This is a genomic window from Rhizobium sp. PAMB 3174, assembly GCF_052908375.1.
This window is the reverse complement of sequence record NZ_CM128608.1, coordinates 1,199,635-1,215,068: the sequence shown is the minus strand read 5'-3', so window position 1 is coordinate 1,215,068 and position 15,434 is coordinate 1,199,635. Positions and strand designations below refer to the sequence as shown.

Sequence of the window (15,434 nt, the reverse complement as noted above, 5' to 3'; positions counted from 1 at the left end):
TAATCCCCCCTTGTTATTGAACAGGTTGGGATTCCTTCGGGAGAGACGTATTGCGTAACGAAGACTTTCAGCCTGCGGCCGAAGACAACGCGCAGGAACGGCGGGATACAATGCATCCCGGCAACCGCTTTCTCGGCCGCGTCGTGGCCTGCAACGGCGCACGCGCGACGATCGCCGCCATCGCCCAGTCCGGCGAAACCGATCTGACAGAACTCTGGTCCGTCGGCCGCCTCATCTCCATTTCCGTCGGTGAAAACCGCGTGGTCGCGCTCGCCTATGCCATGAACACCGAAAGCGGCGCCTGGGCCGAGGGGATCGACAACACATTCCTGATCGAAGTTGAACTGCTTGGTCAGGTCTACCGGAACCCGGAAGGCAAGGAAGTCTTCACCACCGGCATCTCCCGCTATCCCTATCTCGGCGCGATCGCCCACCGCATCCGCGCCGCGGACCTCGTGCGCATCTATGACAGCGGCCACAAGGACGTGTGCACCATCGGTCGACTGACCCAGGACGAAAGCCTCGACGCTGCGATCCACATCCCCTCCATGCTGTCGAAGCATTTCGCCGTCGTCGGCTCGACCGGCGTCGGCAAGTCGACCGCCGTCTCCCTCCTCCTCCACAAGGCGATCCAGTCGGACGAGAAGCTGCGTGTCCTGATCCTAGACCCGCACAACGAATTCGCCGCCGCCTTCCCGAAGCACGCGGTGGTCATCGACACCGAAACGCTCGACCTGCCCTTCTGGCTCTTCCGCCTCGAGGAATTCGCCGAGGTCGTCTTCCGCGGCCGTCCGCCGATCCCCGAGGAGATGGACATCCTGCGTGACCTGATGCCCGAGGCCCGCAAGGCCTTCCGCGGCACTGACAACACACTGATGCGCAAGCATACGGAAAAGAACTCGATCACCGCCGACACGCCCGTCCCCTACCGCATGGCCGACCTGCTGGCCCTGATCGACGAACGCATAGGCAAGCTGGAAGGCCGCGAGGAAAAGCCGTTCCTGCGCTCGCTCAAGATGCGCATCCTCGGCGCCATCAACGATCCGCGCTACCATTTCATGTTCTCCAACAACACGATCAACGACACGATCCTGGAGACGATCTCACGCATCTTCCGCATTCCAGGCGACGACCGTCCGATCTCGACCTTCCAGCTGGCCGGCATTCCCTCCGAAGTCGTCAATTCGGTCGCCTCGGTGCTCTGCCGCATGGCGTTTGAGCTGGCGCTCTGGTCGAACGGCGCGATCCACATGCTGGTCGTCTGCGAAGAGGCCCACCGCTACGTGCCGTCGGATCCGAGCCTCGGCTTTTTCCCGACCCGCCAGGCGATCTCCCGCATCGCCAAGGAAGGCCGCAAATACGGCGTGTCGCTCGGCGTCGTCACCCAGCGCCCCGGCGAACTCGACCAGACGATCCTCTCGCAGTGCTCGACGCTGTTTGCCATGCGGCTTTCCAACGACCGCGACCAGGAGATCATCCGCTCGGCCATTCCCAATTCGTCGATCTCGACGACCAACTTCATCTCCTCGATCGGCAACGGCGAAGCCATCGCCTTCGGCGAGGCGATCGCGGTGCCGATGCGCATGCGCTTCGAACGCGTCTCCGACGACCTGCTGCCAAAGGCAAACGGCATCGACGTCAAGAACTCCGAGAGCTCGCCGGACACGATCGACCTGCGCCAGATCGTCAACAAGCTGCGCAACATCACCGGCCCCGATCTCGCCTCCTTCCCGGAAGGTTTCATGCCGCAGCCAGGCGATCGCCCGCAGAGCGACGCCTATTCCGACCGCGACGGCGACGAGCCGGAATCCTATCATCCGGGCATGCTGCCGGGCGACGAGCCGCCGTTTGCCGCCGAACCCGCACCCATCCGCCAGCCGGCACCGCGACCGTCCTTCGAGCGCCCCGCCTACGAGCGGCCATCCTATGAACGCCCGCCTGCCGAAAGGCAGAACCTGGAACGCACGCCCGCCCTCAATGGTGCCGGCGCCAACGGTATTGCCCCCCGCGACCCCGCCCTCGCCCGTCCGCAGACCAGCGACCAATCCAGCCTTCGCCGCGAACCCGGCACCACATCCTTGCGCGACAGCATCCTGAAGAAGCCTCTCAGCAGTCTGTACAAGAAGGATTGAGGCGGGCGGATTGCCCGATAGAAGGAACACAGTTGACGGCTGGGCCTTCCGGTCTTATTTGGTTGCATGATGCAACTATATCCTGGATTTCGTCGTGCCCCGGCAGCAAACCATTGATGCCATCCGAACCTCGTCACGCCAGCTCGTCCGCGAGTTGGGCTTTACCGGCAGCACATTTGCCGGCACCGATCTATCTCCTTCGGCCGTCCACGCCCTCATGGAGATCGAGAAAGGCGGGGTGACCGCCCGCGAGCTTGGAATGCTGCTGCATCTGGAGAAATCAAGCGTCAGCCGGATGCTTCGCAAGCTCATTCAATCGGGCGATGTGGTGGAAGAGACCGGCGAGGACGATGGCCGCGTGAAGCTCTTGTCCCTGACCGCGGCCGGGAAGCACCGGGTAGCCGACATTCATGACTTCGCCCGCAAGCAGGTGACGGCAGCGCTTGGAAAGCTGACCGCCGAGCAAACACGGACCGTCTCGGACGGGCTGCGCCTCTATAGCACGGCGCTCAACGGAACGCCGGCGGCTCCTGACGTCGCTATCAAGGCCGGCTACCGGCCGGGCATCATCGCCCGCATCACCGAAATGCACGCGTCCTACTACGCCAGAACATCGGGCTTCGGACTGGCATTTGAGTCCGTTGTCGCCGGTGGAGTTGCGGAGTTCGCATGTCGGCTCGGCAACCCTCGAAACGAGATATGGGCAGCAATGCACGGCGATGATGTCGTCGGCTCCATCGCCATCGACGGAGAGGATATCGGTCCCGGCATGGCTCATCTCAGATGGTTCATCGTCGATGATGCGGTGTGTGGCAGCGGCACTGGCAGGAAGCTTCTGGATACGGCCCTGGCCTTCGTCGACCGACTGGGCTTTGCAGAAACGCATCTCTGGACCTTCTCCGGCCTGCATGCGGCCCGGCATCTCTACGAAACGCGAGGCTTCAGGCTCGCTGAAGAACGCCCCGGCTCACAATGGGGAAGCGAAGTGCTCGAACAGCGTTTCGTGAGAACCTTGCCCCAGGGCATTTGAGCCAGGTGCCGAAGCCGGCCCGCCCGGGACGCTTGCCAAGTATTAACCACGCTCGCGCAACGGAAGTTCAATGGCAAAGCAACACACCAATTTTTAAGTTCGCCGTGCGAGCGTCCACAGACTGTCCTAGTCCCGTTTGAGGACATGTTCTGTCGAGAATGGGTTTCGGCAGCAAAAAGGGTTCGACTGTTGAAGACGATATTGCGAAAAGTCAGGACATTGATGTCGGTCCCCGCCGGCAATCCGGAGCTTCTGAAGGCGCAATACCAGTCGTTCTCCCGGCAATTGCCGGTGATGTACCTGATCCTGATGACCAGCACCTGGGCGCTGGCCGCGACCCACATGAAGATCGCGCCTTACTGGCTGACGATCATCGTTCCGGTCATTTTCACCATCGGCACTGCCCTGCGCATAATCCACTGGTGGAAGTCTATCGGCCGCAAACCAACGCCCGAACTGGCGCTCCAGGCGCTGACCCGCACCAACAGGCTTGCCTTCCTGATTGCCGCGGCCTTCGCCGGCTGGTCCTACATGCTGCTGCCCTATGGCGACGCCTACACCCGCTCGCATGTCGCATTCTACATGGCGATCACCGTTATCAGCTGCATCTTCTGTCTGACCCACCTGCGCTCGGCGGCCATCACCGTCACGGTCATCGTCAACGGTTCGTTCGTGGCCTATTTCGCCATGAGCGGCGAGTCGACCTTTGTCGCCATCGCCATCAACATCGCGCTCGTCAGCATCTGCATGCTGTTCATCCTGTTCGTCAATTACGCCAACTTCAACCAGATGGTGCTGTCGCGCCAGAAGAGCGAGGCGCTGAGCAGCGAGAACATGCGCCTCGCCAATATCGACAGCCTTACCAGCCTGCCGAACCGTCGCGCCTTCTTCGCAAGTCTGCAAAACGAATTCGCAGCCGCTTCGGAAGCCGGCACGCGGCTTGGGGTCGGCATCGTCGATCTCGACGGTTTCAAGCCGGTCAACGACGTCTACGGCCACTCGACCGGCGACCGGCTGCTCTTCGAGGTCGGCGCACGACTGACGGACCTGCAGTCGAATGGCGGCGCCACCTTTTTCCGCATCGGCGGCGACGAGTTCGCCTTCCTCATTCCGTCGGCGGGAGATGACGCCGCGTTGATGGCCTTCGGCGAGCAAATCTGCGCCGGCCTCCAGCGACCCTTCATCCTGCCGGAAGGACGCGTCATGATTTCCGGCTCCGCCGGCATTGCCGTCTATCCGGAAAATGCCGGTACGCGCGACGACCTTTTCACCCGCGCCGACTATGCGCTCTACAACGGCAAGCGCAGCCGGCGCGGCCGCGTCTCGCTGTTTACAGAGGCGCTGGATGCGCAGATCGTGCGCGAAACCCGCATTGAGCAGGCATTGAAGCAGGCCGACCTCGCGGCGGAAATGTCCGTGCTTTTCCAGCCGATCATCGACATCCGCTCGAACCGCACCGCCGCTTTCGAAGCGCTCGCGCGCTGGCAGAGCCCCGTGCTCGGATCGGTTCCACCGATGGAGTTCATCGCCATCGCCGAGCGCACCGGTCTGATCGCACCGCTCACCCGCATCCTGCTGAAGAAGGCGCTGGCGGCAGCCGTCGAATGGCCAGCCGACGTGCGCCTCTCCTTCAATCTCTCACCTCACGATCTCAACACTCGCGAAAGCGCGCTCACCATCCTCGCCATCATCGAGAATTCGAAGATCGATGCTTCGCGCCTCGACCTGGAGATCACCGAGACCGCCTTCACCCATGATTTCGACCAGGTGCTCGATTCCGTCGAAATGCTGCGCGGCATCGGCTGCGGCATCTCGCTCGACGATGTCGGCATCGGCTATTCGAGCTTCACGCGCCTTCACGCGCTGCCGCTGACCAAGATGAAGATCGACCGCAGCTTCGTCACCGACCTCGACCGCAATCCGTCGAGCTACAAGATCGTCAAGTCGCTGCTGGCGCTGAGCCGCGACATGCAGCTCGACTGCGTCATCGAAGGCGTGGAGACCGAAGAGGAACGGTCGGCGCTGATCCAGCTCGGCGCAACACTCATCCAGGGCTATCTCTATTCCCGTCCGCTGCCGGAAGCCGACGCGGAAACCTTCCTTGCCCGTCCGGTCGCAGAGACGGCCCGCATCGTCTGACAAGACGCGCCAAGCGGCAGAACCTCAGGTCGTGCCGCGCCGCTCCCAGCTGTCATCCATCTGGTTGCGAAACCACGTCATCTGCCGCTTGGCATATTGTCTTGTGGCGGCACTCGCCTGTTCTGCGGCCTGCTCGCGGGTGAGGTCACCGGCCAGCATGGCAGCAAGCTCGCGCACGCCGATCGCCTTCATCACCGGCATCTGCGGCGAAAGGTTGAGCTTCATCAGCGCCCTCACCTCGTCGGCCGCGCCCTGCTCCAGCATCGCTTCGAAACGCCGGTTGATGCGTTCATGCAGCACCTTGCGGTCAGGATCGATGACGATCTTCAGCGCCCGCGCCGGATCGACGACCATCGGGCCGGTTCGTCCTTGAAATTCGCGGATCGGCCGGCCGGTCGCCTCCAGCACCTCCAGGGCGCGCACGATGCGCTGGCCGTCCTGCGGATTGAGCGCCGCCGCCCCTTCCGCATCGCGCCGCCCCAGTTCTCCATAAAGTGCCTCCGGCCCTTCAGCCGCAAGCCTGCCGCGCCAAAGGACGCGGACAGCCTCGGGGATCTCCGGCATGTCCGAAAGCCCGCCGGTCAGCGCCTTGAAATAAAGCCCGGTACCGCCGGCGAAGACCGGCAGTCGCCCCTCCGCCTTCAGCCGCGACAGCAGCGCCTCCGCCTCGCGCAGCCATGCTCCGGTCGAATAGGCAGCACCCGCCGGCACATGGCCGTAAAGACAGTGCTCAACACCCTCCATGTCCGCCGTCGACGGGCGCGCTGTCAGTACCGACAGCGTGTCATAGACCTGCATGCTGTCGGCATTGATCACCACACCGCCGGCTTCGCGCGCCAGCTTCACCGCCAATGCGGACTTGCCGCTGGCGGTCGGCCCAGCTATCAGGATCGCGTCGATTTCACCAATAGGACTCTTGCTCATGGCTCTCGTTGCCACGCTTATCGCCAATCCGTCAAATCCGGTTCTGACGCCAGCCCTCGCCGAGGCGATCGAAAAGGCCGTCCCGGCCGCCGGCCTCTACTGGCTTGCCGACGGAATAGCGTGCGATCTGCCGCTGCGCGAAGGCATCGATGCCGCCGACGCCGAAGCTGTGATACGCGCCGCCATCGGATCCGAAAAAATCGACGTTGCCGTCCAGGATATCGAAACCCGGCGCAAGCGCCTGCTGATCGCCGACATGGATTCGACCATGATCGGCCAGGAATGCATCGACGAGCTGGCTGCCGAGGTCGGGCTGAAGGAAAAGGTGGCGTCCATCACCGCGCGGGCGATGAACGGCGAGATCGAGTTCGAGCCGGCACTGCGCGAACGCGTGGCGCTGCTGAAGGGCCTTGCCGCGACAGTGGTGGATGAAGTCATCGCCAAGCGCATTACGCTGACCCCCGGCGGCAAGGAACTGGTGGGCACCATGAAGGCGAAGGGCGGCTACACGGCGCTCGTCTCCGGTGGCTTCACCGTCTTCACCAGCCGCATTGCGGCGATGATCGGCTTTGACGAGAACCGCGCCAACCTGCTGATCGAGGAAGGCGGACTGCTGATCGGTGAGGTCGCCGAACCGATCCTCGGCAAGCAGGCGAAGGTCGATGCCCTCGTCGACATCACTGCAAGGCTCGGCATCTCTCCGCAAGACGCGATCGCGGTGGGCGACGGGGCCAACGACCTCGGCATGATCGAGCTTGCCGGCACGGGCGTCGCCCTGCACGCCAAGCCGTCGGTCGCCGCCCAGGCGAAGATCCGCATCGACCACGGCGACTTGACGTCACTTCTCTATCTGCAGGGCTACCGCCGCCACGAATTCGTCACCGCCTGACGATCCTTGATCCGGTCATCGGCCGACCAGTCCCAGGAGGACGCTATGCCGCTCGTTATATTGGAAACGCCGCGCCTGATCGTGCGCAACTGGCAAGAGGCTGACCGCGACCTTTTCCACGAGATCAATTCCGACGAGCGCGTCATGGAATTCTTCGCCTGGCGCCGCAGCCGCGCGCAATCGGACGAGATGATGGACTTCATCGCCGCCCGCACCCGGGAGACCGGCTACGGTTTCTACGCACTGGAAGAAAAGGCATCCGGCGCGGTCATCGGCTTCTGCGGCCTCTGGCAGCCGGACCTTCTGCCGATCCTGCCGGCCGGAACCGTGGAAATCGGCTGGCGGCTGGCCGAGCGCTATTGGGGCAAGGGCTACGTCACCGAGGCCGCCGAAGCGCTCCTGCGTCACGCGTTTCTCGACAGGGACCTGCCGGAAGTCGTCTCCTTCGCCGTCGCCGACAATCACCGCTCGACGGCGGTGATGAAGCGCATCGGCATGACACACGATCCGAAGCGCGATTTCGACCATCCGAAAATTCCGGATAGCCACCCCCACCTCAGGCGTCACGTGCTCTACGCAATCACGCGCGAGGCCTTCCTCAAGCGCTAGGCTCCGCGCCCTATTCGAGCGGCACGGCCACCAGACGCAGGTCGCCGTTCGGCGACGCAATCATCATGTAGGCGTTGCGACGGCCTTCGTCGATCAACTCCTGCAGCTTGTCGGCAACCGCCTGCGGGTTGGAGACGAAGTCCTGGGCGATCTCGACGATGACGTCGCCGGTCTTCAGGCCTTTCTCCGCCGCGGCCGACGCCGGATCGACATCGCTGATCACCACGCCCTCGACGCTCGGCGCGATCTTGTAGACTTCGCGGGCATCGTCATCGAGCTCGGCGAGCGAAATGCCAAGAATGCCGGTTGCGTCCTCCTCGTCGCCCGAACCGTCGTTCTGGGCCTTGTCGCCACCCTTGTCGCCGCCCTTGTCCTCGCCCGTCTCTGCGCCCTCATCCGTCTGCTCCTGCGCATCATCGGCATTGGCGGCGGCTTCCTGGGCGGCGGTCAACTGGCCGAGCTTGACCTTGACGGTCTGCTTCTTGCCTTCGCGGACGATCTCGACGTCCACTTCCTTGCCGACCGGGCTTTCGGCAACGATGCGCGGCAGATCCCGCATCTCGTGGATCGGCTTGCCGTCGAAATTCAGGATGATGTCGCCGGCCTTGATGGTGCCGTCATCGACCGGGCCGCCCTTGATCACGCCGGCGATCATCGCGCCCTGCGGTTCCGGCAGACCGTTGGTCTCGGCGATATCGGCGGTCACCGGCAGGATGCGAACACCGAGCCAGCCGCGATGCACGTCGCCGAACTCGCGGATCTGCTGGATGACGTTCTCCGCGATTTCCGACGGCACTGCGAAGCCGATGCCGATCGAACCGCCGCTCGGCGAAATGATCGCAGTGTTGATGCCAATCACCTCGCCGTTCATGTTGAACAGCGGACCGCCGGAATTGCCCTTGTTGATCGCCGCATCCGTCTGGATGAAATTGTCATAGGGCCCGGCATTGATGTTGCGGCCGCGCGCCGAGATGATGCCGAGCGTCACCGTGCCGCCAAGGCCGAAGGGATTGCCGATCGCCATCACCCAGTCGCCGATGCGCATGACGCGGGAATCGCCGAAGTGAACTGCCACCAGCTTCTTCTTCGGCTCGACTTTCAGGAGCGACAGGTCGGTCTTGGTGTCCGTGCCGATCAGTTTCGCCTTCAGCGTCGTGCCATCGGCGAAGTTCACCTCGATATCGTCGGCGCCCTCGATGACGTGGTTGTTGGTGACGATGTAGCCGTCCGGGTCGATTACGAAGCCGGAGCCGAGCGAATTGACCGTACGGTTACCCTGATTGTCCTTGTTCTTGAAGAAGTCGTTGAAGAACTCCTCGAACGGCGCGCCGTCCGGCACGTTCGGCAACGGCCCCTCGCCTTCCGACTTCACATTCTGCGAGATCGAGATGTTGACCACGGCGCCAAGCAGGCCTTCGGCAAGGTTCGAAACCGAAGCCGGCCCGGCCGGCGGCGGAGCCGCCTGAAGACCCGAGACGCTCGCCGACCACGTCACCGCCGCGATCGACAGCACGGCAAGGCTCTTGGCAAAGGGTGAAGGCGAAATCCGCACCATGGGGCTTCCTCTTAAATGGACGTTCCGGTCATTCAATCCCGAGCATAGGGCGGAATCACGACAGGAAAAAACAATCTTTCGCGAGCAGCCGGAGAAGCCGCTCAGCCGCGAATGAACCAGACAAGGGCGACACCGGCGCCGACGGCGCCAAGGCCGAAATATCGCAGCTGCTGTTCGGGAATTGACGGCAAAACCTTTGCCATTTCAACAAGAAATCGAGGGGCCAGTGCGTACACCAGCCCCTCGATGATCAAAAAGAATGCCAGACCGGTTAGAAAGTCGGACATTGCCGGAAATCAGTTCCCGCTGCCGGTCGCAGGCGCAGGTGCCGCAGCTTCCGGAGCGCCAGCCGGCGGGATCGCAGGCGGAACGCGATCGGAAGGCGTGGAGCCATCGGCCTGGTTGAAGTAGCGGAAGAATTCCGAGTTCGGCGACAGCACCAGCGTGGTCGAGTCGGAACCCAGCGACTTCGAATAGGCATCCATCGACCGGTAGAAGTCGAAGAAGGCCGGATCGCGCTTGAAGGCTTCGGCAAAGGCCTTGATTCGGGCCGCGTCGCCTTCACCCCGGATGATTTCGGCATCCCTCTGCGCTTCTGCCTGGATTTCGACGACCTTACGGTCGGCGACGGCACGGCGGCGCTGGCCTTCTTCCGAACCGCGGGCGCGGATCAGCTCGGCCTCAGCGAGACGTTCCGCCTTCATGCGGGCGTATGTCTGCTGCGAGACTTCCTGGGTCAGGTCGGTGCGGCGGATGCGGACATCCTCGATGCTGATGCCGAGCGACTCGGAGTCGGGACGCAGGTCGTCACGGACCTCCTGCATCATCGACGCACGGGCGTCGGAAAGAGCCGATTCGAAGCCGCGCAGACCGTAGACCCGACGCAGCGAAGCATCGAGACGGGTGCGCATGCGCGATTCAGCCGAGATGCGGTCGCCGGACACCGTTTCGCGGAAGCGGGCCGCATCGGTGATCTTGTAGACCACGAACGCGTCGACTTCGTAGAACTTGCCGCCGGAAACCTGGACGCGGATGTCGTCGAGGTCGAAGCGAAGCTCCTGCTTCGGGACATACTGGACCCGGTCGGCATTTGCGAAGGCGAAGGGCAGCTTGAAGTAGATGCCCGGCTCGGTCTTGACCGCCCGGATTTCACCAAAGCGGATGACGACGGCCTGCTGGCGGGCATTCACGACAAAGATCGAGGAATAGCCGAGGAACAGGATGACGCCGATGGCGACGAGGATTGCGGGAAGACGATTGGAGTTCATCACTTGCCTCCCTGCTGCTTGGTCGAACCAAGTTCATTGAGCGGCAGATAAGGCAGGACGCCCTGCTTCTCGTCGATGATGACCTTCTTGGAGTTTTCCAGAACCTTCTCCATGGTTTCGAGATAGAGGCGCTTGCGGGTCACGTCCGGCGCTTCCTTGTACTCGTCATAGATGGAGATGAAGCGCAGGGCCTCACCTTCGGCTTCCTTGACGATACGATCCTTGTAGGCGGCTGCCTCTTCACGGATCTGGGCGGCCTGACCGCGGGCACCACCGAGTACCTTGTTGGCATACTGGTTGGCTTCCTCGACGAGACGGTCCTCGTCCTGTTCGGCGCGCTGAACTTCGTCGAAGGCATCGGCAACCTCGCGCGGCGGAGCCGCATCTTCGATCGCCACGGCATTGATGGAAATGCCGGCGCCGTAGCTGTCCATCGTCGACTGGATGATCGACTTCACGTCGGCGGCGATCCCCTGACGGGCATCACGGAAGATATCCTGCGCCGGACGGCGGCCGACCACTTCGCGCATGGCGCTTTCGGCAACCTGCTGCAGCGTCTGCGGCGGCGCTTCAAGATTGAAGAGGAAGGCGCTCGGATCGGTGACCGTGAAGAGCACCGAGAACTGGACGTTGACGATGTTCTGGTCGCCCGAAAGCATCAGGCCGACGGCCGAAGTGGACGAGCTGCCAGCGCCGATATTGAGCTGCTGCTCGGTGACCTTGACGATCTCGACGGTCTCGATCGGCCACATATGGAAATGCAGGCCGGGCATCGAAATTTCTTTTTTCGGCTGGCCGAAGCGCAGTTCAACGCCGCGCTCGTCCGGTTGGACGGTATAGACCGACTGGAAAATCCAGAAGACCGCCAGGATTGCGACGACGATGAGGACGACGCCGCCGTTCGCGCCACCGGGCACGATGGTCTTGAGCCGGTCCTGCCCGCGACGGATCAGATCTTCCAGATCCGGCGGAGCGCCGTTATTGCCGCCATTGTTGCGCGGACGGTTCGGACCTTGACCCCAGGGGCCTTGATTATTGCCGCCGCCGCCGCCCCAAGGACCGCCGCCGCCGCCATTCTGATTGCTCCAGGGCATTCATACCTCTTGTCTAGAAACAACTCCCCATGCCCACGCCGATCAGCGATCGTCCTGGCACAGCCACTGCCCGTTTATAGGTATGCGGGAAGGCGCTTTCAATGTAACGCGTCAAGGAAGACCGGTTTTATTGGAAAAATAGTTTCCGCCTTGCGTCAAAGACGCCTGTAGACGGCGTAGCGGGTCGGGAAATTGTCCTTTTCCCCTGCGGGGAAGTCCGCCTCGCTCTCCTTGACCCACACTGCCGGATCAAGCGGCGGGAACCGCGTGTCGCCGTCGAGTTCGGCGTCCACATGCGTCAGATGGACAACCGTCGCCAGACCGGTCTCGAGCGCCTGCCAGTAGATCTCACCGCCGCCGATGATGCAGATCTCATCGAGACCCTTTTGCCGCGCCTCTGCCTCGCCAAGCATGACAGCCTCCTCAAGCGAGGTTGCCGTCACGCAGCCCTCGACCTTGAAGGCTGCGTCCCGCGTGACGATGATGTTGAGGCGCCCCGGCAAGGGCTTGCCGATCGACTGGAAGGTCTTGCGTCCCATGATCACCGGTTTTCCGAGCGTCAGGGCCTTGAAGCGCTTCAGGTCGGTCGAAAGCCTCCACGGCATGTCGCCGTCGCGACCAATGATGCCGTTGGAGGAAACCGCCACGACCAGGGAAATGTCCATCTATTCGAATACCTTGGCTTGAAGACCGGATTCAGACTGCAATCGGCGCCTTGATGCTTGAATCAGCCTCGTAGTTTTCGAGCGTAAAGTCTTCAAACTTGAAGGCAAACAGATCCTTCACGTCCGGATTGATGCGCATCGTCGGCAAAGGCTTCGGCGAGCGCTGCAGCTGCAGCCGGGCCTGCTCGAAGTGATTGTGATAGATATGTGCATCGCCAAGCGTATGGACGAAGTCGCCCAGCTTGAGCCCTGTGACCTGCGCCACCATCATGGTCAGCAGCGCATAGGAGGCGATGTTGAACGGCACGCCCAAAAAGATATCGGCCGAGCGCTGGTAGAGCTGGCAAGAGAGCTTGCCGTCGGAGACATAGAACTGGAACAGGCAGTGGCAGGGCGGCAGCGCCATTTCATCGACCAGAGCCGGGTTCCAGGCCGAAACGATGTGCCGGCGCGAATTCGGGTTCTTTCGGATGCTCTCGACGACCGCGGCAATCTGGTCGACATGCCCGCCCTCGTAGTCTGGCCAGGACCGCCATTGCGCACCATAGACGGGCCCGAGATTGCCGTCCTTGTCGGCCCACTCGTCCCAGATGCTCACACCATGTTCGTGCAGATAACGGACGTTGGTGTCGCCCTTCAGGAACCACAGCAGTTCGTGGATGATCGAACGCAGATGCAGCTTCTTCGTCGTCAGGGCCGGAAAGCCCTCAGCGAGGTCGAACCGCATCTGGTGGCCAAAAACCGAACGCGTGCCCGTGCCGGTGCGGTCGCCACGGTCGGTACCCGTCGAAAGGACGTGATCGAGGAGATCGAGATATTGCTTCATGGACGCTGCCTGTAGATTCGTTCGGCTCGCATTGTAAGTCACGGCCGCGGCCCGGCCAACAGACAAGCGGGATTGTCCAGCGGTTTTGATGACGGTGTATGGAAAGGCCGCCCGCAGAGCGGCCCCTCGTCACATGACGCTGCTTCAGGACGGATCAGAGATCGCCGAGCTTCCCGAGCTCCTTGGCGACGAGATAGTAGAAGGTGACGCGCGACTTGGTGCGGTCGGCGGACATGGCGGCGCAGACGGCTTCCAGAGCCTTGTCGGCATCAGCGCCCTCCACGCCGAGCTTCTTGCCGCACCAGCTTGCCTTGACGCGATCGAGCTCCTTCGGATCGGAACAGGAAACAAGCGAGGAGTCACGATTGCGAAGAGCGATGCCGAGGTGACGCTCGATCTTCTTGACAAGATCGGCATCCGCACCGCTGTCGTACTTCTTCACATCTGCAAGGTAATCAGTCATGTCCTGCTCCTTCCCAAGAAATAATCTTTGCAGAGGATCGATTAAACTGCACCGGCAGAATGGTCCGCACACATGACTTCGTCAAGCTGGCCGGGGATTTTGTCGCAGCTTGTCGATCGGCCCCCTTTTCACGGGCGCCGGAAACACCTATATCAGGTCTGCCGGCTTGCCCGGCTATGGTGATAAACAGCGATGTAATAAACCTATTGGACCCGGGGGCGGTACCCGGCGCCTCCACCACAAACCGGCGGAACGGCTGACGAGATGGCCGGTTTGTGATGGGGGCGAAATAGGATCGACAAGGGCGTAAAGATCGACTTTTTACCCGGCATGATACCACCGTTATCGGGTCATTAGAGTAGTTGCAAACGACAACAACGCTCAGGGTTACGCTCTCGCTGCCTAATGGCGGTGCGGGAAACCCAACCTAAGTCCTTAGGGGTAGCACTTTAAGGCGGGGTCCGAAGGCACCTGGCAACAGAAGCCTTCACCTACTCCCCCGTGACCTACTCCCATTCTCGCTCTATATGGTGTAAGAGGATTCGAAGAACCGGCTGAGGTAAGATTCCTCGCTGAATGCAATGCTCTAGCCGGCAACTGCGCGCCTTGGTACGGTCGCGCTCGTGATGATGAAGGAATGAATGCACGATGGGCCATGACCATATCCGTTACGATATTCTGACACAGGACGCGCTGCGTGGAGTGATCCGCAAGGTCTTGTCCGAAGTCGCCGCAACGGGCCGCCTGCCGGGTGAACACCATTTTTTCATCACCTTCCTCACCGGGGCTCCGGGCGTGCGCATCTCGCAGCACCTCAAGGCCAAATATGCCGAGCAGATGACCATCGTCATCCAGCACCAGTTCTGGGACCTCAAGGTGACCGACACCCAGTTCGAGATCGGCCTGTCCTTCTCCGACACGCCTGAGAAGCTGGTCGTCCCCTTCGCGGCCATCCGCGGCTTCTACGATCCGTCCGTCAATTTCGAGGTCGAGTTCGACGTACCGGTGGTCGAGGAAGAAGCTGGCGGCGAGGTAACGGCCTACCCTGCCCCCGCAGCACCGAAGGCAGAGAACGAATCCGAGACGCCCGGCGAAGATCCGAGCCCGGACGACGATGGCGGCGGCAAGCCGTCGGGCTCCGTCGTCTCGCTCGACGCGTTCCGCAAGAAGCAGTAGGAAACCAGGGGAGCGCGGCTCCCCTTTTTCATGGGCCGCACATGGCCGCCCAAGGCAGGAGATCGATCGGACATGGCCGCGGAAATCGTCAATCTGCGCATGGCGCGCAAGCAGAAAGCGCGACAGGAAAAGGAAAAGACGGCCGAGCAGAACCGCATTTCCTTCGGCCGGACCAAGGCCGAGAAAGAGCTGACCACGGCCCGCAACACGCTGGAACGCAAACGCCTCGACGAAGGTCGCCGCGAAAAGGACGATCATTCCGACGACTGACGGTCAGCGCGACCCGAAAGGGCATCGCCGTCAAGAACTTGCGGCTGAGACTTGAATCACTTTCCCAATCCGCCGCCCACCCGGCCAGCATCCATTCGGCAGACGGCAGCAGGCACACCGATGATCCGCAAACATTCCGCCACCCTTCACGGCCACCGCACCAGCTTCACGCTGGAGGACGCCTTCTGGGAAGAGCTCAAGGCGATCGCGGCCAGGCGGACAATGTCGCTGGCGGCGCTGATCGCCGAAGTCGACGACCACCGCCCGGAGGATGCGAACCTGTCCTCGGCGCTACGCGTCCATGTTCTGGAATGGTACCGGCGCGGCGGCGAACCGCCTGCCCCTCAATAGCTTGTGCAGCTGCGCAGCAGCGCTTCGTTCGGATTGTGCCCGT

16 protein-coding genes and 1 other RNA gene are annotated in these 15,434 nt (G+C 62.2%); 9 read left to right on the top strand and 8 right to left on the bottom strand.

Going from position 1 to position 15,434, the window contains the following annotated elements:
* Positions 1-110 precede the first annotated feature (110 nt).
* The 3 genes from ACU5AY_RS05700 (at position 111) to ACU5AY_RS05690 (ending at position 5,301) form a co-directional block, all read left to right on the top strand.
* Positions 111-2,132, top strand: coding sequence for a helicase HerA domain-containing protein (locus ACU5AY_RS05700; RefSeq protein ID WP_446828952.1), 2,022 nt, complete (start codon positions 111-113; stop codon positions 2,130-2,132).
* A gap of 94 nt (positions 2,133-2,226) precedes the next feature.
* Positions 2,227-3,162, top strand: coding sequence for a bifunctional helix-turn-helix transcriptional regulator/GNAT family N-acetyltransferase (locus tag ACU5AY_RS05695; RefSeq protein WP_446828341.1), 936 nt, complete (start codon positions 2,227-2,229; stop codon positions 3,160-3,162).
* A gap of 222 nt (positions 3,163-3,384) precedes the next feature.
* Positions 3,385-5,301 (top strand): putative bifunctional diguanylate cyclase/phosphodiesterase, encoded by a 1,917-nt coding sequence (locus ACU5AY_RS05690; protein WP_446828340.1) that lies wholly within the window; start codon positions 3,385-3,387, stop codon positions 5,299-5,301.
* Positions 5,302-5,325: 24 nt separating this feature from the next.
* Here ACU5AY_RS05690 and miaA read toward each other — a convergent pair whose 3' ends face one another.
* Positions 5,326-6,225: a tRNA (adenosine(37)-N6)-dimethylallyltransferase MiaA gene (miaA, locus tag ACU5AY_RS05685; RefSeq protein WP_446828339.1), complete on the bottom strand. Its 900-nt coding sequence runs from the start codon at positions 6,223-6,225 to the stop codon at positions 5,326-5,328.
* Here miaA and serB point away from each other — a divergent pair.
* Together serB and ACU5AY_RS05675 are read left to right on the top strand one after the other, a co-directional pair.
* Complete coding sequence (serB, locus tag ACU5AY_RS05680; RefSeq protein ID WP_446828338.1) at positions 6,224-7,114, top strand: phosphoserine phosphatase SerB; 891 nt, start codon at positions 6,224-6,226, stop codon at positions 7,112-7,114. The genes miaA and serB overlap by 2 nt on opposite strands.
* 45 nt (positions 7,115-7,159) lie before the next feature.
* Positions 7,160-7,723, top strand: coding sequence for a GNAT family N-acetyltransferase (locus ACU5AY_RS05675; protein WP_446828337.1), 564 nt, complete (start codon positions 7,160-7,162; stop codon positions 7,721-7,723).
* A 10-nt stretch (positions 7,724-7,733) separates the two neighbouring features.
* On the opposite strand, the gene ACU5AY_RS05670 is transcribed toward ACU5AY_RS05675, so the two are convergent.
* The 7 genes from ACU5AY_RS05670 to ACU5AY_RS05640 all read right to left on the bottom strand — a co-directional run bounded on the left by ACU5AY_RS05670 (position 7,734) and on the right by ACU5AY_RS05640 (position 13,594).
* Entirely contained in the window at positions 7,734-9,278 is a 1,545-nt protein-coding gene (locus tag ACU5AY_RS05670; RefSeq protein WP_446828336.1) for a Do family serine endopeptidase, read from the bottom strand.
* A 101-nt stretch (positions 9,279-9,379) separates the two neighbouring features.
* The gene (locus ACU5AY_RS05665) at positions 9,380-9,565 is read right to left on the bottom strand and encodes a DUF2065 domain-containing protein (protein ID WP_446823777.1); all 186 of its coding nucleotides are present in this window, start codon (positions 9,563-9,565) and stop codon (positions 9,380-9,382) included.
* A 9-nt stretch (positions 9,566-9,574) separates the two neighbouring features.
* Positions 9,575-10,546, bottom strand: a complete 972-nt coding sequence (gene hflC / locus ACU5AY_RS05660; RefSeq protein ID WP_446828335.1) for a protease modulator HflC — start codon at positions 10,544-10,546, stop codon at positions 9,575-9,577.
* Positions 10,546-11,640: an FtsH protease activity modulator HflK gene (hflK, locus tag ACU5AY_RS05655; protein ID WP_446828334.1), complete on the bottom strand. Its 1,095-nt coding sequence runs from the start codon at positions 11,638-11,640 to the stop codon at positions 10,546-10,548. The genes hflC and hflK overlap by 1 nt, the downstream gene beginning before the upstream one ends.
* Positions 11,641-11,795: 155 nt before the next feature.
* Positions 11,796-12,305 (bottom strand): dihydrofolate reductase, encoded by a 510-nt coding sequence (locus tag ACU5AY_RS05650; RefSeq protein WP_446828333.1) that lies wholly within the window; start codon positions 12,303-12,305, stop codon positions 11,796-11,798.
* 31 nt (positions 12,306-12,336) lie between these two features.
* The gene (locus tag ACU5AY_RS05645; RefSeq protein ID WP_446828332.1) at positions 12,337-13,131 is read right to left on the bottom strand and encodes a thymidylate synthase; all 795 of its coding nucleotides are present in this window, start codon (positions 13,129-13,131) and stop codon (positions 12,337-12,339) included.
* A gap of 154 nt (positions 13,132-13,285) precedes the next feature.
* Complete coding sequence (locus tag ACU5AY_RS05640) at positions 13,286-13,594, bottom strand: DUF2853 family protein (RefSeq protein WP_446828331.1); 309 nt, start codon at positions 13,592-13,594, stop codon at positions 13,286-13,288.
* A gap of 121 nt (positions 13,595-13,715) precedes the next feature.
* On the opposite strand from ACU5AY_RS05640, the gene ssrA reads away from it, so the two are divergent.
* From ssrA to ACU5AY_RS05620, 4 genes are all read left to right on the top strand, one after another.
* Positions 13,716-14,086: a transfer-messenger RNA gene (gene ssrA / locus ACU5AY_RS05635) on the top strand.
* 156 nt (positions 14,087-14,242) lie between these two features.
* Positions 14,243-14,770 carry an SspB family protein gene (locus ACU5AY_RS05630; protein ID WP_446823771.1) on the top strand — a complete coding sequence of 176 codons (528 nt, stop codon included), beginning with the start codon at positions 14,243-14,245 and terminating at the stop codon, positions 14,768-14,770.
* Positions 14,771-14,842: 72 nt separating this feature from the next.
* The gene (locus tag ACU5AY_RS05625) at positions 14,843-15,040 is read left to right on the top strand and encodes a DUF4169 family protein (RefSeq protein WP_446823770.1); all 198 of its coding nucleotides are present in this window, start codon (positions 14,843-14,845) and stop codon (positions 15,038-15,040) included.
* Positions 15,041-15,160: 120 nt separating this feature from the next.
* Entirely contained in the window at positions 15,161-15,391 is a 231-nt protein-coding gene (locus ACU5AY_RS05620) for a ribbon-helix-helix domain-containing protein (RefSeq protein ID WP_446823769.1), read from the top strand.
* The last annotated feature ends 43 nt before the right edge of the window (positions 15,392-15,434 follow it).

What these genes read in the sequence shown, in the direction of transcription:
- ACU5AY_RS05700 (WP_446828952.1), top strand. Translation starts at nt 111, where the DNA reads ATGCATCCCGGCAACCGCTTTCTCGGCCGCGTCGTGGCCTGCAACGGC.
- ACU5AY_RS05690 (WP_446828340.1), top strand. Translation starts at nt 3,385, where the DNA reads ATGTCGGTCCCCGCCGGCAATCCGGAGCTTCTGAAGGCGCAATACCAG.
- serB (WP_446828338.1), top strand. Translation starts at nt 6,224, where the DNA reads ATGGCTCTCGTTGCCACGCTTATCGCCAATCCGTCAAATCCGGTTCTG.
- miaA (WP_446828339.1), bottom strand. Translation starts at nt 6,225, where the DNA reads ATGAGCAAGAGTCCTATTGGTGAAATCGACGCGATCCTGATAGCTGGG.
- ACU5AY_RS05675 (WP_446828337.1), top strand. Translation starts at nt 7,160, where the DNA reads ATGCCGCTCGTTATATTGGAAACGCCGCGCCTGATCGTGCGCAACTGG.
- ACU5AY_RS05670 (WP_446828336.1), bottom strand. Translation starts at nt 9,278, where the DNA reads ATGGTGCGGATTTCGCCTTCACCCTTTGCCAAGAGCCTTGCCGTGCTG.
- ACU5AY_RS05665 (WP_446823777.1), bottom strand. Translation starts at nt 9,565, where the DNA reads ATGTCCGACTTTCTAACCGGTCTGGCATTCTTTTTGATCATCGAGGGG.
- hflC (WP_446828335.1), bottom strand. Translation starts at nt 10,546, where the DNA reads ATGAACTCCAATCGTCTTCCCGCAATCCTCGTCGCCATCGGCGTCATC.
- hflK (WP_446828334.1), bottom strand. Translation starts at nt 11,640, where the DNA reads ATGCCCTGGAGCAATCAGAATGGCGGCGGCGGCGGTCCTTGGGGCGGC.
- ACU5AY_RS05650 (WP_446828333.1), bottom strand. Translation starts at nt 12,305, where the DNA reads ATGGACATTTCCCTGGTCGTGGCGGTTTCCTCCAACGGCATCATTGGT.
- ACU5AY_RS05645 (WP_446828332.1), bottom strand. Translation starts at nt 13,131, where the DNA reads ATGAAGCAATATCTCGATCTCCTCGATCACGTCCTTTCGACGGGTACC.
- ACU5AY_RS05640 (WP_446828331.1), bottom strand. Translation starts at nt 13,594, where the DNA reads ATGACTGATTACCTTGCAGATGTGAAGAAGTACGACAGCGGTGCGGAT.
- ACU5AY_RS05630 (WP_446823771.1), top strand. Translation starts at nt 14,243, where the DNA reads ATGGGCCATGACCATATCCGTTACGATATTCTGACACAGGACGCGCTG.
- ACU5AY_RS05625 (WP_446823770.1), top strand. Translation starts at nt 14,843, where the DNA reads ATGGCCGCGGAAATCGTCAATCTGCGCATGGCGCGCAAGCAGAAAGCG.
- ACU5AY_RS05620 (WP_446823769.1), top strand. Translation starts at nt 15,161, where the DNA reads ATGATCCGCAAACATTCCGCCACCCTTCACGGCCACCGCACCAGCTTC.